Origin of the sequence: Amycolatopsis balhimycina FH 1894 (assembly GCF_000384295.1) — a bacterium.
Lineage (GTDB): Bacteria > Actinomycetota > Actinomycetes > Mycobacteriales > Pseudonocardiaceae > Amycolatopsis > Amycolatopsis balhimycina.
In genome coordinates this window covers 9,513,476-9,537,529 of the sequence record NZ_KB913037.1, presented here as the reverse complement: position 1 = coordinate 9,537,529, position 24,054 = coordinate 9,513,476, and the positions used below count along the sequence as shown (strand labels likewise).

The 24,054-nt window shown below is 68.2% G+C and carries 21 protein-coding genes and 2 pseudogenes; 2 read left to right on the top strand and 21 right to left on the bottom strand.

Annotated features, from left to right (window positions below):
* Positions 1 to 5 precede the first annotated feature (5 nt).
* Positions 6 to 793, top strand: a pseudogene (locus A3CE_RS55690) (IS5 family transposase).
* A 30-nt stretch (positions 794 to 823) separates the two neighbouring features.
* On the opposite strand, the gene A3CE_RS0143980 reads toward A3CE_RS55690, so the two are convergent.
* A complete protein-coding gene (locus A3CE_RS0143980; protein WP_020646498.1) occupies positions 824 to 1,252 on the bottom strand; it encodes a VOC family protein in 429 nt (142 codons plus the stop codon).
* A gap of 325 nt (positions 1,253 to 1,577) precedes the next feature.
* On the bottom strand, positions 1,578 to 1,790 hold the full coding sequence (locus tag A3CE_RS57035; protein WP_211231940.1) for a hypothetical protein: 213 nt from the start codon (positions 1,788 to 1,790) through the stop codon (positions 1,578 to 1,580).
* Between A3CE_RS57035 and A3CE_RS60015 the strand changes: the two genes are divergently transcribed.
* Positions 1,714 to 2,277, top strand: a complete 564-nt coding sequence (locus A3CE_RS60015) for a nucleotide-binding domain-containing protein (RefSeq protein WP_169524069.1) — start codon at positions 1,714 to 1,716, stop codon at positions 2,275 to 2,277. The two genes, A3CE_RS57035 and A3CE_RS60015, sit on opposite strands and share 77 nt — an antisense overlap.
* Here the strand turns inward: A3CE_RS60015 and A3CE_RS0143965 are convergent.
* From A3CE_RS0143965 to A3CE_RS0143875, 19 genes and pseudogenes are all read right to left on the bottom strand, one after another.
* Positions 2,255 to 5,482, bottom strand: coding sequence for a S8 family serine peptidase (locus A3CE_RS0143965; RefSeq protein WP_026469441.1), 3,228 nt, complete (start codon positions 5,480 to 5,482; stop codon positions 2,255 to 2,257). The two genes, A3CE_RS60015 and A3CE_RS0143965, sit on opposite strands and share 23 nt — an antisense overlap.
* Before the next feature lie 105 nt (positions 5,483 to 5,587).
* The gene (locus A3CE_RS0143960; protein ID WP_020646494.1) at positions 5,588 to 5,863 is read right to left on the bottom strand and encodes a hypothetical protein; all 276 of its coding nucleotides are present in this window, start codon (positions 5,861 to 5,863) and stop codon (positions 5,588 to 5,590) included.
* 278 nt (positions 5,864 to 6,141) lie between these two features.
* Positions 6,142 to 6,528: a site-specific integrase gene (locus A3CE_RS59690; protein WP_020646493.1), complete on the bottom strand. Its 387-nt coding sequence runs from the start codon at positions 6,526 to 6,528 to the stop codon at positions 6,142 to 6,144.
* Positions 6,455 to 6,910, bottom strand: coding sequence for a hypothetical protein (locus A3CE_RS59685; RefSeq protein WP_125591365.1), 456 nt, complete (start codon positions 6,908 to 6,910; stop codon positions 6,455 to 6,457). The genes A3CE_RS59690 and A3CE_RS59685 overlap by 74 nt, the downstream gene beginning before the upstream one ends.
* 414 nt (positions 6,911 to 7,324) lie before the next feature.
* A complete protein-coding gene (locus A3CE_RS0143945; RefSeq protein ID WP_020646491.1) occupies positions 7,325 to 8,569 on the bottom strand; it encodes an arginine deiminase in 1,245 nt (414 codons plus the stop codon).
* Positions 8,570 to 8,615: 46 nt separating this feature from the next.
* Positions 8,616 to 10,055: a basic amino acid/polyamine antiporter gene (locus A3CE_RS0143940; protein WP_020646490.1), complete on the bottom strand. Its 1,440-nt coding sequence runs from the start codon at positions 10,053 to 10,055 to the stop codon at positions 8,616 to 8,618.
* Positions 10,052 to 11,542: a Na+/H+ antiporter NhaC gene (gene nhaC, locus A3CE_RS52680; protein WP_043791428.1), complete on the bottom strand. Its 1,491-nt coding sequence runs from the start codon at positions 11,540 to 11,542 to the stop codon at positions 10,052 to 10,054. The genes A3CE_RS0143940 and nhaC overlap by 4 nt, the downstream gene beginning before the upstream one ends.
* A gap of 73 nt (positions 11,543 to 11,615) precedes the next feature.
* On the bottom strand, positions 11,616 to 12,461 hold the full coding sequence (locus A3CE_RS0143930) for a YhjD/YihY/BrkB family envelope integrity protein (RefSeq protein WP_051183836.1): 846 nt from the start codon (positions 12,459 to 12,461) through the stop codon (positions 11,616 to 11,618).
* A 97-nt stretch (positions 12,462 to 12,558) separates the two neighbouring features.
* Complete coding sequence (locus A3CE_RS52675; protein ID WP_020646487.1) at positions 12,559 to 13,617, bottom strand: S1C family serine protease; 1,059 nt, start codon at positions 13,615 to 13,617, stop codon at positions 12,559 to 12,561.
* 289 nt (positions 13,618 to 13,906) lie between these two features.
* The gene (locus A3CE_RS0143915; RefSeq protein WP_020646485.1) at positions 13,907 to 14,230 is read right to left on the bottom strand and encodes a hypothetical protein; all 324 of its coding nucleotides are present in this window, start codon (positions 14,228 to 14,230) and stop codon (positions 13,907 to 13,909) included.
* Positions 14,231 to 14,554: 324 nt separating this feature from the next.
* Positions 14,555 to 15,151, bottom strand: coding sequence for a GTP-binding protein (locus tag A3CE_RS0143910; RefSeq protein WP_051183835.1), 597 nt, complete (start codon positions 15,149 to 15,151; stop codon positions 14,555 to 14,557).
* Positions 15,132 to 15,503, bottom strand: a complete 372-nt coding sequence (locus tag A3CE_RS0143905) for a DUF742 domain-containing protein (RefSeq protein WP_020646483.1) — start codon at positions 15,501 to 15,503, stop codon at positions 15,132 to 15,134. The genes A3CE_RS0143910 and A3CE_RS0143905 overlap by 20 nt, the downstream gene beginning before the upstream one ends.
* Positions 15,500 to 15,928: a roadblock/LC7 domain-containing protein gene (locus A3CE_RS0143900; protein ID WP_020646482.1), complete on the bottom strand. Its 429-nt coding sequence runs from the start codon at positions 15,926 to 15,928 to the stop codon at positions 15,500 to 15,502. The genes A3CE_RS0143905 and A3CE_RS0143900 overlap by 4 nt, the downstream gene beginning before the upstream one ends.
* A gap of 31 nt (positions 15,929 to 15,959) precedes the next feature.
* On the bottom strand, positions 15,960 to 18,272 hold the full coding sequence (locus A3CE_RS0143895; protein ID WP_169524067.1) for a sensor histidine kinase: 2,313 nt from the start codon (positions 18,270 to 18,272) through the stop codon (positions 15,960 to 15,962).
* A gap of 236 nt (positions 18,273 to 18,508) precedes the next feature.
* Positions 18,509 to 18,853 (bottom strand): alpha/beta hydrolase, encoded by a 345-nt coding sequence (locus tag A3CE_RS60010; RefSeq protein WP_376741590.1) that lies wholly within the window; start codon positions 18,851 to 18,853, stop codon positions 18,509 to 18,511.
* A gap of 295 nt (positions 18,854 to 19,148) precedes the next feature.
* Positions 19,149 to 19,514 (bottom strand): annotated as a pseudogene (locus A3CE_RS60005) (alpha/beta fold hydrolase); the annotation flags it as partial.
* A 560-nt stretch (positions 19,515 to 20,074) separates the two neighbouring features.
* A complete protein-coding gene (locus A3CE_RS0143885) occupies positions 20,075 to 22,327 on the bottom strand; it encodes a nucleoside-diphosphate kinase (RefSeq protein WP_020646480.1) in 2,253 nt (750 codons plus the stop codon).
* Positions 22,324 to 23,235, bottom strand: a complete 912-nt coding sequence (locus A3CE_RS0143880; protein ID WP_020646479.1) for a transketolase family protein — start codon at positions 23,233 to 23,235, stop codon at positions 22,324 to 22,326. The genes A3CE_RS0143885 and A3CE_RS0143880 overlap by 4 nt, the downstream gene beginning before the upstream one ends.
* A 10-nt stretch (positions 23,236 to 23,245) precedes the next feature.
* The gene (locus A3CE_RS0143875) at positions 23,246 to 24,049 is read right to left on the bottom strand and encodes a transketolase (RefSeq protein ID WP_169524065.1); all 804 of its coding nucleotides are present in this window, start codon (positions 24,047 to 24,049) and stop codon (positions 23,246 to 23,248) included.
* Between the last annotated feature and the right edge of the window lie 5 nt (positions 24,050 to 24,054).

Below are 24,054 nucleotides of genomic sequence, written 5' to 3'. Positions count from 1 at the left end.
CGTACCTGCCAATCGGCGAGTACGGCCCGCACCCCGAGCGGCTGCGGCAGCAGTTCGAGGGCGTGATCTGGCGGTTCAAGACCGGTCAGCATTGACTCCACCACCGCGCGGGCCCACCACGATACCGCCGGGATGCACTTGTCCGAGGACGTACTCACTGCTCTGGAGAAGACCGCCGCCGAGGAGGAGAAGACCAAGTCAAAGGGGGCGGTCTCGAAGAACAAAGCGGGCAGGACGCCGAAGCCGACCCCGTGCGGGAGGACCGACGACGCGTCCGGCATCGTCGAAAGCTCCGGTTGAAGGCTGCCCTGCTCGGGCGCTCACGAGGCGGCAGACCTCCAAGATCCACCTGGCCGCCGACCGCAGGTGTCGCCCGTTGGCGTTCGTCCTGACTGCGGGTCAGGCAGCCGACAGCCCGCAGTTCATTCCTGTGCTGGAGAAAATCCGCGTTCGCGGGCCCGTGGGACGCCCTCGCACCCGGCCGGACGCGGTCGCCGGGGACAAGGCTTACTCGTCCCGTGGAAACCGCGCCCACCTGCGCAATCGCGATATCAAGGCGGTCATCCCAGAGAAGTTGGACCAGGCTGCCAATCGGAAGAAGAAGGGCTCCCGAGGCGGCCGGCCCGTCGGCCACGACGCCGACCTCTACAAGGAGAGGAACACCGTGGAGCGCCTGATCAACAAGCTCAAGGCATGGCGAGGCATCGCGACCCGGTACGACAAGACCTCGGACAGCTACCTCGCCGGCCTGCACCTGCGCGCCTCGATGATCTGGATCAAAGACCTCACCTGAGGCGCCTCTTGATCACAGCCCTGTCATGCCCTATGGGCGGGCGTAAGGCCGAGTCATGACCTCCATGTTGTGACCGTCCGGGTCATCGAAATAGGCGCCGCGACCACCGAACAGATCGTTGATCCGGCCAGGGTCGGCGTGGCCGGGGTCCGCGTAGTAGGTGATCCCGACCGCCTCCAGACGCGCGATTACGGCGTCGAACTGCTCGTCAGGGACGAGGAAAGCGTAGTGCTGTGACTGGATCGGCCCGTCCCTCTTCTCGCAGTAGTCGAGTGTCACGCCGTTGCCGAGATCGACGGGCAGGAACGGCCCAAACGGGGCGCCGACCGTCAGACCCAGGATCACGGCGAGGAACTCGGCAGACAGGTACCGGTCGCTTGCGTAGACGGCTGTGTGGTTCAGCGCAACACCGGTCGTCGGCAGCTCGGATTCACGTGGGTACTGCTGGGCATAGGACATCAGTGGTATTTCTCCGATCTTGGGATCCGCTGTAGCGGGGCGCCGGATGCGGGCGCCGGGAGCGAAGACACGGAGAAAGGGGCGGGCCTCTCGCCCGCCTTGTGCTCACGCCGAGGCCGGGCGCCTCACTCGTGCGTGGCCCATGGCCGACCCGGTAGTCACCCGGCTGACCTTAGTGACCATCACAGGCGGGGACAACACCGTTTATCGCCCGCGCTCCGGCCGGCGGCGATGGTGCCGACGTAGCGGTATCCACGCCTCTCACAGCGGGTCGGCCAGACTCTACTGATCACAACCCGATACGCGCCCTAGTAGCGTGTCGCGGCTAACTCTTGGGGTATAGGTGGCGGAGTTTGACGCGTGCGTCGTCGGTGGTGAACTGCCAGCGGACCTTGCGTTGCTCGGTGTTGGTGGCGTGTTGCCAGGCGGTGAGTTCGGTGTTGAGGGTGTCGAGGTCGCTGATGCGGCGGTCGCTCGTGATCGACTGCAAGGTCTCGCAGAACGGATGGCGAACGGCGTCACTCCGGGAGATACTCAAGAATAAGTGCTTGCTGCTCCCAAACAAGGGGCTCGACTTCACCACTACCGACTGCAGCGTCTCGTACCCGTACGACGTGAAGTGGAAGGTGCTGAACCGCGGAGACGAAGCCGAGCATCGGAACAAAATCCGCGGGGAGATCATCTCGCCCAACCGTGCCGGCAACGCTCGACACGAGCGAACCAGCTTCCGCGGCGAGCACGTCGCCGAGTGTTACATTATCAAGGACGGGATCGTGGTCGCACGGGATGTCATTGACGTGCCGATCAGCACCCATACGGCCGGCGTGACCACACCGACGGCGACCGCCGCGGTGAGCAGGCTCAACCGAGCCCCTTCTGTGACTCATCAACCCTCCAGTTACCTCACAGCGACACCTCGCCGGTCGCCGTTCTGGCTAGTGATCAGTACGTCACAGAGTGTTGCCCGGTTGCCTACCTCGCGTTCACGGTTGCCGTTTGTGGCTACTTCAGCGCGTACGCCCTGATGATCGTCTGCTTCGCCGTGTGCCCGTCCGCGTCGGTGATGCTCGACCGCAGCGACACGAACTGCGCACCGGCCGGATGGTCGACCGTCGCCTTCCAGCAGTCGCCGTCACGCGCCACCTTCGCCGGTCCCCACGTCTTGCCGTCGTCGTAGGAGACGTCGATGGCAGACATGCCAACCTTGCCGACGGTGTCGGACCCGTTGCGCTGCACGTAGACCGGGATGGTGAACCGCTTCCCGGCCGGCGCGGCGTTGTGGTCGTCGAGGTTCGGCGCGAACCGCACCGCCAGCAACGGAAGGAGAGGGGGGTCGTCCTCGGAGCCGTGCTCCGAGGCGAACGTCCACTCCGCACTGACCTGCGTGGACAGTCGGGCATAGGCGGACCGGTCGGCGGTCGTGCGCAGGGTGTACTCGGCACGCTCCGGCCCGACCGTGAACAAGCCGACGCCCGCACTCTGGTACTCGCCGACGACCTTGCCGTCCCGCAGGAGCGTCGAGACACCCTCGGAGTTGGCGCTACCCGCGCGGCCCGTGCCCTGGTCGGTGAACATCGGCATGACGAACCTGAGGCGGTCACCGATTCGGGCGGCGAAGTACAGCTTCTCGTTCAGACCGTTCGGGAACGCGGGCCCGAACACGCCGACGTTCCAGCGTTCCGTCGTCGTGCGGCCGAGCTTGAAGCTCCTCGGCCGGACCTGGTCGACGACCGACACGAAGTCGAAGGTGGCCGGGTCGACCATCTCGATGAACTGGCTGTCCCACGGCTCGTTCGGCGTGTAGTACTCGGTCAGCGTGCCGGGCAGCGGCACGACGAGGAAGTTCTCCCGGAAGCCGACCACACCGGGCGTGGCCGCGGCGTGCTCCGACCGCACCTTCGCGAGCTGCGAGTCGTGGAAGGTCCAGTGGAGATTACTCGGCACGGCGCCGTTCTCCGTGTGCCGAACGTGGTACAGGTAGGTGCCGCCGTCGAACGACGTGCCGTTCCACTCACCCATGCGGGCCTCGGCGACGAAGGTGAACCTGTCCTTCTTCGACGAGGTGGACGGCTTGAAGAGGAAGTCGTCGAAGTTCTGGATGAACCTCGTGGACGAGTAACTGCCATAGGCCGTCGTCACGGTGGTCTGGAACAGTGCGTCGCCGACCTTGGCGTTCGGCTTGTCCACCGTGAAGCTGACTGGCTTGGCGTCACGTGCGTCGAAGACCAACGACGTGGCGCCCGTGATGGTGACCGACGGTTCCGCGAACTCGGCGTACTTCCACTTGTTCTCGCCGTTCGGTGTCTCGACGAAGGCCGTGAGGTAGAACTCGCCCTTCGGCATCCGAGTGACGACCGTGCCGGACTCGTCGTACGCGTTGTACGCGGCAGGGTGGTTGACGTCCATGAACTGGTAGAAGTACTGGCCGGTCGGCGCACCGTTCAGGTCGACGAACTTCATGGTCACGTCATATCTCTCGACCTCACGGTTCACCGTCAGCGGCGTACGCACCGACTGGCCGCCACCGGTCGCGGTCACCACACCGCTGTAGACACCGTCCGCCCCGTCGACCTTCGTGTCGGTCGTGACGGTCGCGGACGCCTGACCGCCGGCCGGCACCGTGAGCTGCGCCGGCGACACGGTGAACATCCCCTGCGGGGCAGCGGATCCGTTCGGACCCTTGATGTCCGCGGCGAGGTCGAGCGTGACCGGCGCCGTGCCCGTGTTGGTGTAGGTCAAGGTCTTCGTGATCGGCTGGTCGTCGGTGTGCGGCCACTGGACCGTGCCGAGGCTGAAGCTTCCCGCCGACGCGAACACGGTCGACGAGGTGGCCTTGGCGACATCGACGCGGCCGGCGCCTTCCTCGAACAGGTTCGACGTGCCGTTCGGCTTGGCACTGCCCATCAACGCCGGCTTCAGCTGGTCAGTCTTCCAGTCCGGGTGCTCACCAGCGAGAATCGCCGCGGCACCCGCGACATGCGGCGCGGCCATCGACGTGCCGGACAGCTTCACGTAGCCGTCCGCGGCCGGGTCGCCGATGACACCGTTCTTCGCCTTGGCGGCCACGATGTCCACACCGGGCGCGGTGATGTCCGGCTTGATAGCGCCGTCCTCACGGGTGCGGCTCGAGAAGCTCGCGAGCTGGTCGTTCCGGTCGACAGCGCCGACCGTCAACGCCGCGTCCGCAGCACCCGGGCTGCCGATCTGCCCACCGGAGTTGCCGGCCGCGATGACGAATAACGTGCCCGTCTCAGCCGTCATCCGGTTGACCGCCTGCGACATCGGGTCCGTGCCATCGCTCGGGAACGGGCTGCCGAGACTCATGTTCACCACGTCGGCGCCGCTCTGTGCGGCCCACTCCATGCCCGCGATGATCCAGGAGTCCAACCCGCCACCGGAGTCGTTCAACACCTTGCCGTTGAGCAGCTTCGCATCAGGCGCGACACCCTTGTACTTGCCGCCGCTGGCCGCGCCACTGCCGGTGATGACCGACGCGACATGTGTGCCATGCCCGAACCGGTCATCGGTGGTGTCGCTGTCGGTGAAGTTCTTCTCACCCGTCACCGCGTCCGACAGATCCGGGTGCGTCACATCGATACCGGTGTCCAGCACCGCCACCGTCGTGCCGGCGCCGGTGTAGCCAGCCGCCCACGCCTCCGGTGCGCCGATCTGCGGCACGGACTGGTCCAGGCTCGCCCTGACTGGCCCGTCGAGCCAGATGTGATCGGCATTCTTCGCGGTGGACCAGAAATCGGGCGTCCGGTCCACCGACACGGCCGCCGCGCTCATCGCCGGCAGCTCCCGGCTGACCTGCGCACTCGCCATCTTCGGGGTCCTGCCCGGGTAGTCGACGATCAACGGCAGCTTGTCGCGAGAGGCGTCGTCGTAGCCGATCCGGGCCAGCTCGGTGACGTCGAACAGACGTGGGTCCAGCTTTCCCTTGGCCAGCAGGACAGCGGCGTCGGACGGGATGACGTGCGTGTCGCCGTCGAGGTCCTTCTGCGTGAAGAAGCTGACGTTCTCGCGACCTTTCGCCGCGTGCGCGGTCACACCACGCATGCCGCCGATGGTGACCTTGTCCCCGGTCAGCAAGGTGATCGTGGGTCCAGCAGGCGCGACGTCGGGTGTCACGACAGCCCCCGCGACACCCGGCGCCCCCACGGCTGGCGCGACCACGCCCGCGACCAAAGCCGCGGTGAGCAGGCTCAACCGAGCCCGTTTGTGGGTCATCAACCCTCCAGAAAACACGCGACAACTCCTCGCCGGCCGCCGCTAACCATGATCAGCACGTTGTCGGGGCCTGATCTGGTTGCACCGAATCGGCGAGGAGCGTTGTCACCTCAGCGCGTATGCCCGGATGATCGTCTGGCGCTCGGTGTTCCCGTCCGGGTCGGTGACGGTCGACCGCAGCGACGCGAACTTCCCCGCCAGCGCCGCGTTGTGACCGTCGAGGTTCGGCGCGAACCGCAGCGCCAGCAGCGGCAACGCGAACAGGTCCGACCCGTCGTTGTGCTCGGACGCGAACGTCCACTCCACGTCGATCTGGTTGGACAGCCCCGCCCGTGTGTCGACATCGACTTCCCCCTCCTCGATAGCCGGGACGGTAGCCATCTATCGTTGCAGGTTCGGGGCCTCAGCCAGCGCCGCGAGCGCGACGTGGCAGACGACGCTGCTGCTGGCGGGTTGCAGTGGGTGGATTGGTGGTGACGTGCCTGAGCGGGGATCTCCGTGCCACCCTGCATTCGAGCGGCTGCGCCGGGTGACAGGGCAAGGGGGTACCCGGCACGCGGGCCAAGCGTCCGCGCAGAGGGATCTGTTGCGCGACATGCCTCGTGAACGACTGGGACAGTGACCTTGTCGAGCTGATCGGCTCGGGCTACTGGCTCGGGCTACGCACTGTCCAGGTCGTCCTCGTCCTGGTCCTCGTCGTCGGCTGGCAGGCCCAGGATGCGGGCGATCTTGCCCAGCGACTCTTCTTCGAGCCCGGCCAGCACTTTGGCGTATACCTCGTGCAGAACGGCAACCGAGTGCCCCGCCCACATCGCTACCTGCGCTGAGATCCCCCCGCCGGCGAGCCAGGTCGACACACACGCGTGCCGCAAATCGTACGGCCGACGCGCCAGCGGCGATCGGTACTCCTCCGCCGACAGCGCCGCCTTGCGCGCCTTGTCCCACACCCGCGCCAGCGTCGACTCGGCAACATCACCGCCGTCCAAGCTCCTGAACAGCCGGCCGTCGTCGACGACGCCGTACTGCTCGAGGTGCTGCTGCAGCATCGCCGTCAGCGGCGGCGGGCACGGCACCGGCCGCACAAGCGCGGGCCCTGGATGTGTTGACGACGACGCGCGTGTCGATCGCCCGGACCCGCTTCGGCGCCGTCCACTTCACCTCCGGCAACCGGTTCGCCGGCAACAGGTCCCGCTCCACCGCGTACTCCAGCGCATTGAACACCACCGCGCGCTTGCGGAACACCGTCTTCGCCGCAGCGGCCGTCCCGTCCATCTTCAGCGCCAGCTGGTCCAGCACACCCCGCAGCGTCGTCAGATCGCCCAGCCGCGACACGTTCACGGTGTTCGTGCTCAGCCACACCAGCGCGCCCTCGATCGCCGACGGCTTGTCGATCTCGCGCCGGACCGTGTTGAACGCCCAGCCCGTCATGGGGAGGGATCGCAGCGTCGACAGGCGGACTCCCGTGCCGATGTGGATATGGCCACTTCGCGGCCACCAGTCGACGGTGCCGGCGCCCGATCGTACGGGGTAACCAGGGTGTGTTCGCAGCACCTTGGGCAGCAGCCGGACCAGCGGCGGCGACCACAGCCCGGGCGGCCCAGTCCAGGCGAGGTTTCGGGTTGCTTCGGCGCAGCACGGCGACCTCGTGGCGTAACACCAGCAACTCGACGTCCTTGGACGCCGACGAGCGCCCGAGCAACACCAGCAGACCCACAAACCGGAGGAAGATCAGCCAGAGCAAACGCAGCGCCACGGCCGGCGATCATGCCCAGCCCGTTGAACGTGCCCAACGCCGGGTCGGATCCGTGAACCGACTTCTGGAACCCCACAAACCCTGTAGTACTAGTAGTCGAGGTGGTCGCGGATGAGGGGGCAGGTCATGCAGTGGCCGCCACCGCGGCCACGACCGAGTTCGGCTCCGACGATGGTGATGACCTCGATACCTTCCTCGCGTAGCAACGAGTTGGTGTAGGTGTTGCGGTCGTAGGCGACCACCACGCCGGGCTCGACGGCGACGAGGTTGTTGCCGCTGTCCCATTGGCCCCGCTCGGCGGCGTACACGTCGCCACCGGTCTCGACGACGCGCAGCGCATTCAGGTTGAGTGCGCCGGCCACGACGTCGACAAAGGGCAGCTTGTCCTCGGTCACCTCGATCGGGTCGCCCGGCCGGAGGGTGAACGTGTGGATCCCGTCGACGATGTTGGGGTACACGGTCACCAGGTCGCGGTCGGCGAAGGTGAAGATCGTGTCCAGGTGCATGGCAGCGCGCAGCTTGGGCATCCCGGCGATGATCACCCGCTCGGCAGCGCCGGCTTCGAACAGCGCTGCGGCGAGCTGCGTGATCGCCTGCCGGGAAGTGCGCTCGCTCATGCCGACCAGCACAACGCCGTTGCCCACCGGCATCACGTCCCCACCCTCGAGCGTCGCTGTGCCCCAGCCCCGTTCCGGGTCGCCCCACCACACAGTGGAGTCGGCGAAGTCCGGGTGGAACTCGTAGATCGCCTTCATCAGCAGCGTCTCGTCGTGGCGGGCCGGCCAGTACAGCGGGTTGAGCGTCACGCCACCATAGAGCCAGCAGGTGGTGTCGCGGGTGTAGAGCGTGTTCGGCAGCGGCGGCATCAAGTAACACGGCACGCCCGCCGACTCGCGCGCCAGCGCCACGTATCCAGGCCGGAGCTGATCCGGAAGGTCTACTGTGGATAGACCGCCGATCAGGTACTCGGCGAGGCGCTGATACTCGAGGCTCTCCAGGAACGCACGGGTATCGTCAACGAGGCCGAGCCCGACCTCGTTGGCGACGATCTTGCGGTCGAGCAACCAGGCTTTCGCCTCGGGGATCGCCATGGTCTCGGCGAGAACATCGTGCAGTTCGACGACCTCCACGCCGCGCTCGCGCATCTTGGCGACGAAGTCGAAGTGGTCGCGGCGGGCGTTCTGCACCCACATCACGTCGTCGAACAGCAGATCGCCGCTGTTCGTCGGGGTCAGTCGCAAGTGTGCCAGGCCCGGCGCGCAGACCAGCACCTTGCGCAACTTCCCCACCTCGGAGTGCACCCCGTGTGCCGTGCCGGTTTTCTGTGTCGACATTTTTCCTCTTTCGTCGAGTGTGTGGTTCGGGTGCTCCTCGTAGGCATCAGATCGTGAGCGCGCCGGTTGCGAGGGCGGCAACGCCGACCACCGCGCCCACGACGGAAATCGCCAGGATCACGATTTCGGCCGGGGAGAACAGGCGCCTGCCCTGCTCGCGGCGGGCCATCACGAACAGGATCGTCGCCGGGGCGTAGATGACGAACGACAGCAGGATGAACTTCGGGCCCGCCGCGAAGAGCAGGAACACCGTGTAGATCGTGGCGAGCGCGCCCACCACGATCTCTCGGCCGCGGCCGCGCGGATTGCCGGCGTAGGTCTCCCCGGTGAGCGCCAGCTTGAGCGCGTACCCGGCCGCGAACAGGAACGGCAGCAAAGTCAGCGCACTGGTCAGGTCGAGGGTGAAGCCGAAGGCGTCGCCGGAGAACATCGCCACGATCAGCATGACCTGGACGAGGATCGTCGACATCAACAGCGACGCTGTCGGTACGTCGGCCGCGTTGGCCGCCCGTAAGAACCGCGGCATGTCGTCATCCTTGGCGGCCACGAACAACACCTCGGCAGCCATCAGTGTCCACGCCAGGTAGGCGCCGAGCACCGAGACGATGAGACCCACGCTCACGAGGATCTTCCCCCACGGGCCGACCGCCGTTTCGAGCACGCCGGCCATGGACGGTTGCCGCAGGTGCGCGATCTCGCTGTACGGCATGATTCCGTAGGACACGATCGTGACCGAGGCGAACACGGACGCCACGCTGACGAAACCCAGCACGGTCGCGCGTCCGACATGCTCGCGTTGCTGGGCGTGCCGGGAGTAGACGCTGGCGCCCTCGACGCCCAGGAACACGAAGACGGTGACCAGCATCGTCCCCCTTACCTGTTCGAACAACGATCCGACGTCCCCGTCGCCGCCCCAGTTGGCTGCGAACACGTCCGGGTCCAACGCGAACAGCGCCAGCAACACGAAGATCAGGATGGGGACGACCTTGGCGACCGTGACGATCCGGTTCAGGCTCGCCGCTTCCCGCGCTCCACGCCGAATGAGGTAGTAGAACAACCACACGCCGGCCGTGGACAGCATCAGCGCGAGAAACGTGTCACCGTCGCCGAGTGCGGGCCAGATCGCGCCGAGCGTGGACATGACCAGCACCCAGTAGGTCACGTTGCCGACGCAGGCGCTGGCCCAGTAGCCGAACGCGGAGAAGAACCCGATGTACTCCCCGAAACCGGCCTTCGCGTATGCGTAGACCCCGGAGTCCAGGTCCGGCTTGCGGTTCGCCAGTGTCTGGAAGACGAAGGCCAGCATCAACATGCCACCACCGGCGATGGCCCACGCGACGAGGGCTCCGGCGATGCCGGTCTCCTGAGCGAACCTGGCGGGCAGCGAGAAGACGCCGGCGCCCACCATGGACCCGACGACCATCGCGGTCATCGTCCAGAAGGTGAGCTTGGCGGCGGGGGTGGCCGCCGTTTCGGTCGTGCTCATCGGTCTTCGTCCCTTCGGCCCGATCCGGCAGGTTCGATTCGCTCGATCTTGAAACCAGTGCACCCGTAGATGACGCTGAGCAACGGGCTGGCGATGTTGAAGAAGCAGAAAGGCAGGTAGACCAGCGTCGGCACGCCGAGGACGGCGGCCATGAAGGCGCCGCAGGAGTTCCACGGCACCAGCGGTGAGGTGACCGTGCCGCTGTCGGCGGTCAGGCGTGACAGGTTGGTCGGGGCCAGGCCGCGCCGGGCGAACTCGGCGCGGTAGATCTTGGCCGGCAGCACCAGGGCGATGTACTGGTCGCCGGCGACGATGTTGAGCCCGAAGGCGGTCGCGAATACCGTGAGATACAACCGCCCGGTGCTCTTGGCGGCCCGGATCACCGGGTCGATCAGGCGGTTGACGAGGCCGAACTCCTCGAGGATCGTGCCGAACGTGACCGCGCCGATGATCAGCCACAAGGTCAGCAGCATGCTGTCCATGCCGCCGCGGGACAGCAGCCGGTCGATGTCGCCGATCCCGGAGTCCTTCGAGAAGCCGGTGGCCATCGCCTGCCACATGGCCTGGATGGCCGCCCGCAGCGGGCCGGCGCCGGGGTCGGCCAGGAAGTTGCGCACCACGTCGTACTGGGTGAACGGGGCGAGGATCCCGGCGAAGATCGCCGAGGCGGCCAGTGCCAGCGACGCAGGGGTCTTGCGGATGGACAGTCCGACCAGCAGTACCAGCGGCAGCAGGTTGATCGGTGTGATCCAGTAAATGTGGCCGAGTGCGGTGAGTTCCGAGGATGTGTCACCCGCGTGGGTCGGCGCCGGCCCCCAGAACAGGCCGATCAACCCGAACAGCACGAAGGCGATGCCGAACGCCGGCACCGATGTCCAGGCCTGGCGCTTGATGTGCTCGTAGACGTTGGCCTTGACCAGTTGCGCGGTCAGCACGGTCGTCTCCGAGAGCGGGGACAGCTTGTCGCCCAGGTAGGCTCCCGAGATCACCGCCCCGGCCGTGATCCCCGGTGACACGCCCAGCATCGCGGCGATGCCGACCAGCCCGACGCCGATCGTGCCCGCGGTCGTCCACGAGCTGCCGATCGACATCGCGACGATGCCGCAGATCAGCGCGGTCGCCGCGTAGTACCAGGATGGCGACAACACCTGGATTCCGTAGTAGACCAGTGTCGGGATCGTGCCGGACAGGTTCCACGTGCCGATCAGCGCCCCCACCGCGAGCAGGATGAAGATCGCGCTGGTGATCGAGGCGACGGCCCGCTGCGCCGAGACCTGGATGTCCTCCCAGCGGTGGCCGTTCTTGAGCACGACGAGCGCCGCGACCATGGCGCACAACACCAGCGCCACCTGGAGCGGCCCGTCCAGTGCCCCCAACCCGAACAGCGCCAGCGCCCCGCCGATCAGCACCACCAGCGTGACGATCGGGACCACCGCGTCGACCAGTGATGGCCGGCGGACGGCACGGTTTCCCTCGGTAGCAGTCATGTTCCCTCGGTAGCAGTCATGGCACCTACCGAGCCTGTGCGCTACTCACGGCGTCGGCATCACCCGATACTGGTTAGTTCGCTCTGCGGCTACGCGGGCCGCGTTCGGCGAGGACGGCGTTGAGGACCTGGCCGAGTACGACGAGGCGGGCGATGAGGGCCAGCCACACCAGGATGGCCGCAGCGGCGCCGAGGGTGCCGAAGACCTGGGAGGCGCTGGCCAGTTGGCCGGGCAGGTAGAGCACGGACACCAGATGCAGACCCTCGATGCCGAGCGCGATGAGCGCGGCGCCAGGAAGGATGCGGCACCAGCGCGGCGGCCACTCGACGGTGAGCAGGACGGCCCCGGATCCGAAGTAGAGCGCCAGTGACGACACGACGATCACGAGGATCGGCTGGCCGACGGCCGCGCCGACGCCCGGGGCCACGAGGTTGCCGACGACGATCCCCAGCACTGCGGTGTTGTACCGGGCGGCCCGGGCCAGCGCCGGCCACAGCCGGCGGTCCGCGGCGGTCCGCCGGACCCGGGCGTGGATCCCGTCCAGCGCATGGCCAAGCTTGATTCCCGCAACGCCCATGGGTACCAAGCCGATCAGTGCGGTGACGTACCAGCCATGCTCGGCCTGCGCACCGATCTGGCCGATCACGTTGGTGATCAGCGGGCTCATCCCGATCCGCCGGGTGAGCTCCGCCAGCGAGCGGCCCCCGGACGCGGTGAGCCCCAGCAACGCGGTCAGGAGCAGGCCGCACGGCAGCAGCCAGATGAATATCCGGAACGCCAGCGCCGCGGCCACCAACATGCCGTCCACCTCCGCGTCCCGGCGCCACACCCGCAGCGCGACGTCGATCGACCGGTGCCGGTCGGCCATGGACAGCAATCGCCCGTGCAGCCGCCGCGCGTGTTCACCACGACACCTCATGACCCGATACCCGCGACGCCATCCGTCGCGGACGTACGTGATCGGGACGGTGCCGCCCGGGTCGTATCCACGAATGGCGACGCGCAGTTCGTCGACACTACTGCCCGCCCACCACAATGGTTGTGGTGCTCTGCGAGCCATTTCGTACGTAGCCGACCTGGGCGGAGTCGCCCGGGTCGTACCCACGAACGGCGACCAGCATCTGATCGACGCTGGTCACGGTGGCGGTCCCGATTCTGGTGATCACGTCACCGGGGCCGATGCCGGCGCGGCCGGCGCCGAGGCCGGTGACGACCTGTTCGACGAGAGCGCCCCGAGGCAAGCCGGTCGCAGTGGCCATCTCGGCGGTCACGGTGACGGCAAGCACGCCGATGGTCGGGTGGCCGGCCCGGCCGGTCCGAACCAGCTGGTCGGCTACGGAACGGGCGAAGTCCATTGGGATGGCGAAGTTGAGCCCGATGCTGCCACCGCCGCCGGTGCCGGGAGCTTGGGCGCCCGCGGAGTTGACCCCGACCTGACGGCCGGCGCAGTCGGTGAGCGGGCCGCCGCTGTTGCCCGGGTTGATGGCCGCGTCGGTCTGGATGGCGTTGATCAGAGTAGCCGGTGCCTGGCCCTGGCCGACGTCGATGTAGCGGTTGAGGGCGCTCACCGTGCCCGACGTGATCGTGCCGGTCAGGCCGAGCGGGGAGCCCGCGGCGACCACCGGCTGCCCCACCACCAGCGCGGCCGACTCACCGACCGCAATCGGGGTGAGCGTGACCGCGTCCGGCGCCACCCCGATCACCGCCAGGTCGGTCGCCGGGTCCCGCCCGACGATGCGTGCCGGAACCCGTGCGTGTCCCCTGGCGAAGTCGACGGTGATGCCGCCGGCATCGGCCGTCTCGATGACGTGGTCGTTGGTCAGAATGTTGCCCTGCGTATCGAGCACCGACCCGGAGCCCGTCCCGGATCCGCCGGCACCCTGCACGGTGATCGTGACCAGGGACGGGAAAACCTGGGCCGCCACCTCGGTGACGTCACACGGCGTACCGGCCGTGGCCGGGACACCCGACCCGCCCGAGTCCGAGCCAACCAGGAGGCCGACCACAGCACCGGTCCCGCCCACCACCAGAGCCAGCACCACCGCCCCGACCGCGATGCGCCCACGGGATGTCATCGACCCACCATTCCCGATCCTTCGGACAACACGCCAACACGATCGCCCGTCCACACGGTGCCCGTCCTCACCCGTACCGGATCAGAACGTCCGATCCGATCCGTGGGGGGACGGTAAAACGTTCGGGGTAACTCCGATCATGGAAGTGCACCTGATGTCAGGCGTGGAGAACGCTGAGGACTCGAAGCCCGAGAGCGGGCTGGACGGCCTGGACGAGCAGCTCGTCGCGCAGCTGGTGGGCCGCGCTTGGTGGTCGGTTTCGGAAGTTCTTCGGGGGTGGTTGTGGCTGTTATGCCGGATTGCCTAGGCAGAGGCGGCAGGCGCAATCGAGGGCTTCTTCGGGGCTGCCGCTGGGGAATCCGGAGGGCAGGATCTGGTTTTCGTAGCGGTCGCTGCTGGCCAGGTAGAGCCCGAAGCCCCAGTGGCGGGCTGAGCCGCCGTAGCGCAGCCGGATCAACGGCTGTGTCGTGCCGTCGGGCAGGTGCGCCTCGACGTAGACGAATGCACCCCGGTAGCGGAACTCCAGCTCGCCTGTCTGGGGCCAGTGCGCGGCAGCGTGGGCGCGCAACCGTTGCCCGACAGAGATCTTGGTGGACTCTGGTGGGGTAGCCATGACGACATCGTGCCCGATCGGGATCCTGATCGCGGATAAGGAACCGGAATCGGGAGGTTCCCTCGCCGAAGTTCATCAGCAGGTTGCGGGCGGCTCGGGTGGTCCAGGCCACGGCGTCCCGGCCAGTTCGGGTAGGTCCACGGACGATCAGACGGCGATGCCACCGGCAGCGTGCCCGGTGTCACGATGCGGTGCCGACGCAGTTGACGGGGCAGCAGCCGCGTCAGTGCCGACAAGATCGCACGATCCGGCCACAGGACCGATAGCTCATGGCGCAGCACCAGGATAGACAATTTAGGTTACCCGCGACACCTCGCGTGCCACTCAGCGCGCCGGAACCGCCAGCTCGACAAGGTGTTCGAGCAGCGTCACCAGCACTTCTTTGCTGGATTCCCGCTGCCGGACGTCGCACAGCCGGACGGGCACGCCGTCGTCGAGGCCGAGCGCGTCACGCACTTCCCACTCGTCGTAGCTTTCGCCGCCGTCGAAGCAGTTGACCCCCACCACGAAGGGGATTCCACTGCGTTCGAAGAAGTCGATCGCCGGAAAGCAGCCATCCAACCGCCGGGTGTCGGCCAGCACCACCGCTCCCAGCGCGCCGGCGGAGAGCTCCTTCCACATGAACCAGAACCTGTCCTGGCCCGGTGTGCCGAACAGGTAGAGCACGAGCGCCGGGTTGATCGTGATCCGGCCGAAGTCGAGCGCGACCGTGGTGGTCGTCTTGCCTTCCACGCCGCTCAGGTCGTCGACACCGGCGCTGAGCTCGGTGAGCTGTTCCTCGGTACGCAGCGGTTCGATTTCGCTGACCGCGCCGACCATCGTCGTTTTGCCGACGCCGAAACCCCCCGATACGAGGATCTTCGCGGCGTGCACTTGCCCGGCGCCCGGCCGGACGCCGCTGTCAAAGCCTACGGACACCATCAAGCACCGCCTGGAGTAGTTCCGGGTTCGGGGGAACCGGTCGCGCCGGGGACTGCAGGACCAGGGCACCGACGTCGAGGAGATCGCCGACGAGCACCTTCACGGCGGCGAGCAGGAGGTCGAGCCTGGCCGAGATCTCGACCAGCGAGAGCGGCCGCACCACGCACATCAGCAGGATCTCGTTGTGCTCCCACTGCAACCGGTTCCGATGCGCGTCAGGGTGCACCGTCCGGACGAGCGTCAGCATGTCCAAGTCGCCCCGGTTGACGCGGACACGTCCCCTGGTCACGGCGAACGGCCGCACCGACGGCCCGTAGTCATCCTCGTACCAGGACGTGCCGCCATCGATCATCGCGACTGGGAAAGCATCCGCAGTTCTGCCGCGACATCGCGAGGCGCCGCGCTCAGGTAGCGCCCGACCTGCTGGACGATCACGTTCATCTCGTAGGCCACCACGCCCATGTCCGCGTCCAGCGAAGCCAGCAGCGCGAGCCCCGCGCCGTCACCGGCTTCGGTGATCACGAGGAAACCCTCGTCGAGCTCGACGACGGTCTGCTGCACCTGGCCCATCGTGAACTTCCGGCCGACTCCGCGCGCGAGGCTCTGGAAGGCCGACGCCATCGCGGCGAGGTGTTCACCGTCCTCCTTCGTCAACGCGCTGGAGCGGCCCAGCAGCAGACCGTCGCTCGTGAGCACGACCGCCCGCTGCGCATCGGCCAGCCGCCGGACGAAGTCGTCGAGCAGCCAGTCGAGGCGGGCGGCGCTGGATTCGGCCATGAAATATCTTCACCTTTCACTCTGTCTCCGGTCATCGGCTCGTGCCGGAGCCTGCGTCACGGCCTTGCCGGGTGCCGCGTCGCATCGCGGACATCAACGCCTGGGCTTGTTCCGGACTCCGCGCTCCGCGCCGCGGAGCGGGCTGTTCGCCGCTGGTCCCGGCTGCCGCCTCGTTCGCCAGTTCCGCGGCCAGCTGCGGCGCCAGGTTCGCCTGTCGTTCACGGCGCGGCAGCGGACGCTTGCCCGGGCTTCGCTCCGGCCTCGGCACCGGGTCCGCGCCCGGAGGCTTGCCGTTCGCCCGGATGCCCGGTGACTCGCGTGGAGCCACCGGAAGACGGCGTGCGGGCTCTTCCCTCGGCCAGTCGGGCTGCTGCGGCGCGCCACCGGAGGCTTGCGGTACCGGCTCGACGGCCGCATCGTGACCGCCGGGCCGGGCTTCGCGCCGCCTCGGGCGTTCACTCGGCCTGCGACTCGCGGGAACAGCCGCCGCGGCACTTTCCGGCTCCTCCTCGCCCGCGACCAGAGTGCTGGGGATCAGCACGATCGCGGTCACCCCGCCGTAGGCGGACTCGGTCAGTGTCACGCTGATCCCTTGCCGCTGGGAGAGCTGCCCGACGACGAACAGGCCCAGGGTCCGCCGCCGGGTCAGCGCCATGAACTCGAAGTCGGGCGGGTTGCGGAGGTTCTCGTTGTACAACGCCCTGTCTTCGGCGGGAATCCCCAGGCCCTGGTCCTGGATCTCGATGACGACACCCTTGCCGACGACGTTGCCCAGCACTGTCACGTGCGAATCCGGTGGCGAGAACGTCGTGGCGTTGTCCACCAGCTCGGCGATCAGGTGCGTGAGGTCCGCGACCGCGGCCGCGACGACCGACTGCCGGGGCAACCGGTGCGTGTCCACCCGCGCGAAGTCCTCGGTCTCGGACACCGCACTCCGCACGATCTCCCGAAGCGGCACAGGGCTGCGCCAGCGCCGGCCCGGCTGACCGCCGCCGAGGATCACCAGGTTCTCCGCGTTGCGCCGCGCACGGGTCGCGAGGTGGTCGAGCTCGAACAGCAGTTCCAGCTGTTCCGGATCCTGCTGTCCCGCCTCGGCCTGGTCCAGCACCTGCAGCTGGCGACGCACGACGAGCTGGCTGCGGTGGGCGATGTCGAGGAACACGGCGTTGACCCCGTCCCTCGTCTTCGCCTCCGAAGCCGCCGCCTCGAAAGCGACGCGCTGCGCCTTGATGAACGCACCCGCCACTTCGCCGAGTTCGTCCTTGCCCTGGTCGAGCGCGTCGATCTCGGCGTCGATGTCGACGGCCTGGCCGGCGTGCAACCTGCCGACGATGTCGGGCAGCCGGTGGTCGGCCAGCTCCAGCGTTTTCGCCCGCAGGTCGCGCAGGCGGCGCACCAGCGCGTTCGCGAGCCGAACCGCGGCCACGAACGCGGCGACGATGACGACCAGCAGGATGAACCCGCCGACGAGGGAGCGGGTCAGGGCACTCGCGGCCGTAGAAGCGGCGGTCGCCTGCGCCTCGTGGTACTGCGCGCCCCACAGGTCGAGCAAGGAAGACGCCACCTGGTCGGCCGCCGCCTGCCAGTCCTGCTGCCCCACCGGCAGCGATCCGGCGGTGATGAGGGCGCTCTCCACCGCGGTGAGCGTCTGCCAGGCCGGGCTCTGCACAAGCGCGTCGATCCGTACTCGCACGGCAGGCGCGACGTGGTTGTGCAGCGCGGTCAGCTGCACGTGGTAGGAACCGACCAGCTGCGCGTACTGCAGGAGCTGGTCACCACTCAGCTTTCCCCGGTACAGCACCCCGGCGGCGAGCGCGTTGCCCCGGGCCATCGCGTCGGCGACTTGGAAGACGTCCGACGCGGCCGTGTCGCCCTCGGCGGCTCGCGCGTCCGGGGCGGTCGCCACCGTGCCGTCCAGGCCCGTCACGACGACCCCGGTGAACCGTGAGTAGAAGTCGTCCACTCCCGCCACCGTGGCGGTGTGCAGATCCACCTGCTGCCGGATGCCGGGCAGCTGGGCGAGCGAAGCGCCGAAGGCGGCGTTCGCGGCCCCGACCGCATCCGGGTTGAGCTTCTCCAGAGCCGGCCCGATCGGACCGACCGCGGCGAGCGCGCCGTCGGTCTTCTTGCGGGTGGTCTCGACGCGCGCGACGGCGGCCGGATCCCCGGCGAGAGCGAGCTGGCTGTCCCGGCGCTCGTTTTCCAGCGTGCGGACGAAGCCGGTGCCCGGATCGATCGTCAGCAACTGGGTCGCCGCCCAGTCCCGCGCCTCGACACCGGTCCACACCAGGTAGGAGGCGAAGCCGACCCCGACGACCAGCAGCACGACACTCGGGATGAGCACGATCGTCAGCACCCTCGTGCGAATGCTCGTTCTCCCGGGCGACGCCAGTCGCGTCGCCGCTCTTCGTCGCCTGCCGCGGGCGACCACACCGTTGCGCCTCGTCATAGGGCGAGCAGCTTAATCAGATAACTCAATTAACTGAAGGGGTATGACCGATTGAAGTGTCCACCTCACGGACTGTCAGGAACAGCATTTCCGATCTTCCCCGCAGGTTGCTCCGGCTGTGAACCGCTCGGCTACGGCCAGAAGGAGTGTGCGGCGGCCCGCACGCGTGCTTCCTTCGTGACGGATGCCCCGGCAGCAACGGTGGTGCCGGCAGCCTGTGCGTCAGCCGGAACCGATGGGCGCGGTTCATCCCCGCATTCCGACCTCGACGGTGGCAGCACGCCGTTGATCAGGTAGTCGTCGATTTTGGCGGTGACGCAGGGGTTGGTGCCGTCGTGCCCGTGCTTGCCGCTGTCGCGCACGGAAATCAGCTGGTCGCCAAGCGCCGCGGCCATCGCGGGGCCGCCGTCGTACTGGGTCGCGGGGTCGCCGTCGGCCTGGATCACCACGCCGACCGGATAACCCTCGCGCTTCAGCGGGACGAGTTTCTCCGGCGGGGTGAAGGAACGGAACGTGCAGTTGCTCGGTGCGGCCAGTAGCCGGGCCAGTTTTCCGGCCGCCCGCGGGTGAACGGAACCGATCGGGTGGCGAGCTGAGCCGCCAGCGCCTCGGTGGTGGCCGGACTTCCACCGGGGACTTGCCGAGGTGGTAGGTGCGATCCCGCCGGCCTACCCAGGTCGCCCACTGCTCGACGTTGAACCGGTTCGCCACCGACTGCTGTTCGGCCTGCTCCCGCCAGAGCCAGGAGGGATGCACCGAGGAGTCGAGCACACTGCGGTTCAGCCGCCGGGGGAACAGGCTGCCGTACACCGCGCCCAGGTAGGTGCCGTAGGAGTACCCCAGGTAGTTGATCCGCGATTCGCCCAGCGCGGCACGGATGACGTCCATGTCCCGCGCCGTGTTGGCCGTGTTGATGAACGGCCGGATGCCGCCGCCCGCCGGCCGGCAGGCGGCTTCGTGGGCTCGGGCGTACTCGGCGAAGGCGGTGAAGCCCGCATCGGCCGGCCGGGACGTGGCCGGTCTGGTGTCCGGGATCCGTTCGCACTTGAGCGCGCTGGATCGGCCGACCCCGCGGGGGTCGAAGCCGATCACGTCGAAGTGCCTCGCCAGCTCGGATCCGCGAGTCTCGAGCGGCATGGCGAGCCCGCCTCCGCCCGGACCACCTGGGTTGAGCAGCACGACCCCCTGGCGCAGCGCGGGGTCGCTCGCCTTGGTCCGGCTGATCTCGATGCGCAGGTCCACCGCCGCATCGGCAGACCGCTCGTAGACCGTCGTCGGGCTCCCGTCGAAGCCGAACAGCTCCGTCGCCACGGGAGCACCGATGAGCGCCGCCCGGTCGAGGTCCGGCGCGAGCGCGACCGGTTCGAGCATGCCGACAACGGTGAAGTACCGGCCCCCCAGCCAGACCTGCGTCCCGGGTGAGACGACCCCGAGGCGCTCGGCGGCGGCCTGTCCGAGGACCACGGCCGGGAAGCGGGCGGTCGCCGGGTTGAGCCACGTCCCGGTCCGCACGCCGCCGGACACGACGCGCAGGAGCGATTCGTCCGCGACCGTCGTCGTGATCCCGCCCGTCGCGCCGGGCTCCGACAGCGGGCTCCGATACACCGGGACCGGCAGCACACGACGCACAACGGTGCATCAAACGCGCCCTCGAGCGACCGGGCAGCCCGCGACACCGCAGGCCGCCCGGCGCGGGATCACTGCCCCCAGAAAAAGAACAGGTTCTCCAGCAGCAAGGCCTCCCATGGGGTGAGGTGGACGTGCGCGGCCCGGAGCGCCGCCTTCACCTGGTCCATGTCGAGCTGCGGGAACCCCTGCTGGTCGGCCAGTTGCCCAGCGACGACGGCCAGCCGGTGCCAGACCAGCCGTTCGAGCGACTCGACCGGGGTCGCGGCGCTCAGGGCTGGCTGCATGTCCTGAGCGAGCGCGCTCTCGGCGAGCAACTTGTGCTCCCGCTCGAGTTCATGACCAACGGCGGTTGTCCGAGACGACCACGAGGCCCCGTTCGCACTGAGCACGGGGCGCATCGCGCGCAGCCCGCTCAGGTGCTGTTCCAGCAGTGGCTGGAGTTCGGGACCGGTCAGCGGGTGTGCCGCGAGGACGTGGGAGACACGGATCTTCAATGCATACAGGACCGCGAACGGGTCATCCTCCGGCGTGGTCGGGGACAGCGCCTCGGCCACGAAGGAAATGGGCGTCCCCTGCGGCTCGGCGTGTCCGGCCAGGAGGGAAAGCGTGTCATGCACCTGCCCGGTGGTGAAGTACAGAAGGCACTCGCGCAGCACGGCCGCGGGGGTGTCCGAACTGTGCATCAGCGCAAGGATCTTCGAGTAGCTGCCAAGCGAGCCCCGGACGGAGCCGGGTGCCGCGTCGGCCGGCTTCGAGGCGCCTTTCAGGCGCAGCAGCCGCTCGCACGCGTCGCCGTCCGGATGGTGGAGCAGCAGGCCGAGAGAGGTGCCGAGGCCCAGCCCTTTGCGCGTGAGGTACCAGTGCGTTCGCCGGTGGTCGAGGATCTTGGCGCGCAAGCCGTCCTTGTAGAGTTCCTCGATGTCGCTGTCGCGCAGGTCTCTGGTTCGGTGGGCGAGGATGCGGAACCCGGCGATGTGCACCTTGGTCAGGATATCCGTGTGCAGGCCCCGGTGCACGGCGTCGGGCGTGACGATCATGAAGGCCAGCTGGTCGGCGACCGCGGCGAGACCCGCCTTGCCCAGCTCCGCCACTTCAGCCGGGGAGAGTGGGTAGTCTTCGAGTGTCCCGGCTGCGTCGAGCATCTGCTGGTAGGGGTCGGGCATGGGTGTGCTCCTCCTGTCCTCACCGCCGGACGCCGCCGGCGGCGCGGGCGGTGGATCGGTCGCATAGAAGAAGAAAAGGCTCTCCAGCATGGTGCGTTCCAGCGCGGACAACGGGATGCCGAGGGCCTCCAGCGAGAACTCCAGGTTCTCGAAACCCGCCGTGCGGAGGGCAGCCGGCTCGGCCAGCGTGCGTAAACAGGCCAGCGCGGTCCGGACCCCGGCGCGCTCCTCGCCGGCGACCGCCGCCCGGAGCTCCCCGCTTCCCGTGTCCGCCAGGGCTCCGGGATACGGAAGGACCCCGCTGAGCAGCCGGCGCTCCTCCGAAAGAAGCCGGGCCACCGCCGTGGTCTCCGGGACGTGCCCCGGATCGTCGGCAACTACGTCGAGGGCGGCCCGGTAGTTCTCCTCGACCGCTTCGAGCAGCGGGACCGGCAACGCCCCTGCTGCCGCCGCTTCGGCCAGCAGCCTCCGTTTCAGGCGGTAGAGCACGCGGTAGGACTCGATCCTGCGTACGCTCACGCCGCTCTCGTAACCGGTCACGAGGGCCCGGTGTGCGGAGTCCCAGTGCGGCCTGATCAGCAACTGGGCGAGGTCCTCGGGTTCGAAGAGGACGCTCACCTCGTACAGCATGCTCAGCATGTCGTCGGAGCTGTGCAGGAGGCCGAAGGTCTTGTTCGGGGTACGGTATTCCGCGCGGTAGGTGCCCGTCTTCGCGAGTCTCGGGTCGGAGGCGCCCTTCGCCGCCGTCAAGGTCGCCTGGAAGCCGGCGTCCGTCGGGTGTCGCATAAGGAGGACAAGTGCCTCCCCGAGGTCGAAGAGCTTGCTCTTGATCCACCACGACCGGATGTGGCGCTCCGGTGCTTGCGTGACCAGTCCGTCCAGGTAGAGCCGCTCGGCGAGACGCTGGTCCAGGGTGCGGAACCGGAATGCCACCACGTGTTCGCCGTGGTCGTCGAGGAGGCGCCGGTGCACTCCCTGCATCAGCCCGTCCGGGGGGACGACGACCAGCGCCGTACGCGGCAGGAAGTCCAGGCACGGCTCGGGAAGCCGCGCGACGACCGTCTGGTGGAAGGTGGCGAGCTCGGGGTACACCGCGACCAGGTCCGCGAGCTCGGCACGGACACGTTCGGCCGTCCGGTGCGACGATCCGCGGGTCACCTCGATCGCTCCATGACCTGCCGGACAAGCTCATCGACCGAAACGCAGTAGGCGTCGACCATCTCTTCGTGGGTACCCGACGCGTAGCAGAAGCGGTCTTGAACACCCAGCCGGAGCAGCGGTGCGGAGCCGCGGGCCGACAGCACCTCCGCCACCGCCGAACCCAAGCCGCCGATGACGTTGTGCTCCTCGACGGTGACCACCAGGCGAGCCGTTCCGGCGCAGTTCTCGATGAGGTTTTCGTCGATCGGCTTCACCGACGGCAGGTAGGCGATGCCGACGTCGAATCCTCGGGCGCCGAGGCGCCGAGCGGACTCGCGCACCGTCCTCGTCATGCTTCCTGTGAAGACCAGCACCACGTCGGTGCCCTCCTCGAGGAGGATGCCCGCGCCGACGGGCGGGACCGAACCGGTCGGGTCGTCGGGCTCCTGCTCCGGCGGAATCCGGACGTACGCCGGTCCCGGCCGCGCCAGCACCTCGGGGAACGCCGCAGTCAGGTCGCGGAAATCGCGTGGCGCCAGCACGGTCATGCCGGGAATGGCCCGCATCATGGCCAGGTCCTCCGTCGCGTGGTGGGTTGGGCCCGAACGTGACGCGGCCAGGCCGCCTTTGCTCGCGCAGATGGTGACATTCAAGCCCTGGTAGGCGATCGAGGTGCGGATCTGCTCGCAGGCCCGCATCGTGGCGAATGCCGCGAACGTGTGCACGATCGGACGCCGCCCCATGAGCGCCATCCCGGCGGCGACCCCCATGGTGTTCTGCTCGGCGATCCCGGTGTTCACGAAGCGGTCCGGCCACCTGGCAGCCACCGCGGCCGACCCGCTGCTGCGTGAGAGGTCGGCGTCGAGCACCACGACGTCCGCGTCCGTCTCCATCGTGTCGAGCAGCAGCCTCGAGAACCTTTTCATCGTGCTCCGTTCAGTAGAGAGAGGCGAGCGCGTCCGCGAGCTGCTGCCGGGACAGGGTGCCACTGTGCCAGAAGTTGTCGCCCTCCATCGTCGGTACGCTCTTGCCTTTGACGGTCCGGGCGACGATGGCGCGCGGCCGTCCTCTGCGTGGTTCGGCGAGTGCCTTGTTGAGCGCCGCCAAGTCGTGTCCATCGCATTCGACGACGTCCAGGCCCATCGCCTCCAGCCTCGCCGGAAGCGGTTCGAGGCCGACGATGTCCGCGGTGGTGCCGTCGGCCTGCGCACCGTTGCAGTCGATGACGGTGTGCACGGTGTCCAGCCGATGGTGCCCCAGCAGCATCAATGCCTCCCACACCTGCCCGGACTGCATTTCACCGTCGCCCAGCACGGCGTGGACATGCACCTCGCGGCCGGCCATCCGGGCGGCCAGCGCCATGCCGACTGCCATCGACAACCCCATGCCCAGCGACCCGGTCGAAGCGTCCACCGCAGGCGTCGTGGTCCGGCACGGGTGACCCAGCAGCAGCCCGCCCGCCTCCATGATCGTCTCCAGCTCGTCCGGTGGAATGAGCCCCAGATCGGCGAGCACCGCGTACAGCGTGATGCACGCGTGCCCCTTGGACAACACGAACCTGGTGTCGGGAAGCGTCGGCGCGTGACCGTAGAAGATGGACACCAGGATCTCCACACAGGACAGCTGGCCGCCGAGGTGATGCGGCCGTCCCTGCGAAAGCCGCAACGTCTGTTCGCGGATCTCTCTGGCCTTTTCGCCTTGCCGGACCACATCCCAGGCCCCGCGGGCAGCCGTGGTCACCGACC

What these genes read in the sequence shown, in the direction of transcription:
- A3CE_RS0143910 (WP_051183835.1), bottom strand. Translation starts at nt 15,151, where the DNA reads ATGGTGTCCGTAGGCTTTGACAGCGGCGTCCGGCCGGGCGCCGGGCAA.
- A3CE_RS59690 (WP_020646493.1), bottom strand. Translation starts at nt 6,528, where the DNA reads ATGCTGCAGCAGCACCTCGAGCAGTACGGCGTCGTCGACGACGGCCGG.
- A3CE_RS52675 (WP_020646487.1), bottom strand. Translation starts at nt 13,617, where the DNA reads ATGACATCCCGTGGGCGCATCGCGGTCGGGGCGGTGGTGCTGGCTCTG.
- A3CE_RS0143880 (WP_020646479.1), bottom strand. Translation starts at nt 23,235, where the DNA reads ATGAAAAGGTTCTCGAGGCTGCTGCTCGACACGATGGAGACGGACGCG.
- A3CE_RS0143905 (WP_020646483.1), bottom strand. Translation starts at nt 15,503, where the DNA reads ATGATCGATGGCGGCACGTCCTGGTACGAGGATGACTACGGGCCGTCG.
- A3CE_RS0143900 (WP_020646482.1), bottom strand. Translation starts at nt 15,928, where the DNA reads ATGGCCGAATCCAGCGCCGCCCGCCTCGACTGGCTGCTCGACGACTTC.
- A3CE_RS0143965 (WP_026469441.1), bottom strand. Translation starts at nt 5,482, where the DNA reads ATGACCCACAAACGGGCTCGGTTGAGCCTGCTCACCGCGGCTTTGGTC.
- A3CE_RS60015 (WP_169524069.1), top strand. Translation starts at nt 1,714, where the DNA reads ATGCGGCGGTCGCTCGTGATCGACTGCAAGGTCTCGCAGAACGGATGG.
- A3CE_RS0143960 (WP_020646494.1), bottom strand. Translation starts at nt 5,863, where the DNA reads ATGGCTACCGTCCCGGCTATCGAGGAGGGGGAAGTCGATGTCGACACA.
- A3CE_RS59685 (WP_125591365.1), bottom strand. Translation starts at nt 6,910, where the DNA reads ATGACGGGCTGGGCGTTCAACACGGTCCGGCGCGAGATCGACAAGCCG.
- A3CE_RS0143980 (WP_020646498.1), bottom strand. Translation starts at nt 1,252, where the DNA reads ATGTCCTATGCCCAGCAGTACCCACGTGAATCCGAGCTGCCGACGACC.
- A3CE_RS0143945 (WP_020646491.1), bottom strand. Translation starts at nt 8,569, where the DNA reads ATGTCGACACAGAAAACCGGCACGGCACACGGGGTGCACTCCGAGGTG.
- A3CE_RS0143915 (WP_020646485.1), bottom strand. Translation starts at nt 14,230, where the DNA reads ATGGCTACCCCACCAGAGTCCACCAAGATCTCTGTCGGGCAACGGTTG.
- nhaC (WP_043791428.1), bottom strand. Translation starts at nt 11,542, where the DNA reads ATGACTGCTACCGAGGGAAACCGTGCCGTCCGCCGGCCATCACTGGTC.
- A3CE_RS0143940 (WP_020646490.1), bottom strand. Translation starts at nt 10,055, where the DNA reads ATGAGCACGACCGAAACGGCGGCCACCCCCGCCGCCAAGCTCACCTTC.
- A3CE_RS0143930 (WP_051183836.1), bottom strand. Translation starts at nt 12,461, where the DNA reads ATGAGGTGTCGTGGTGAACACGCGCGGCGGCTGCACGGGCGATTGCTG.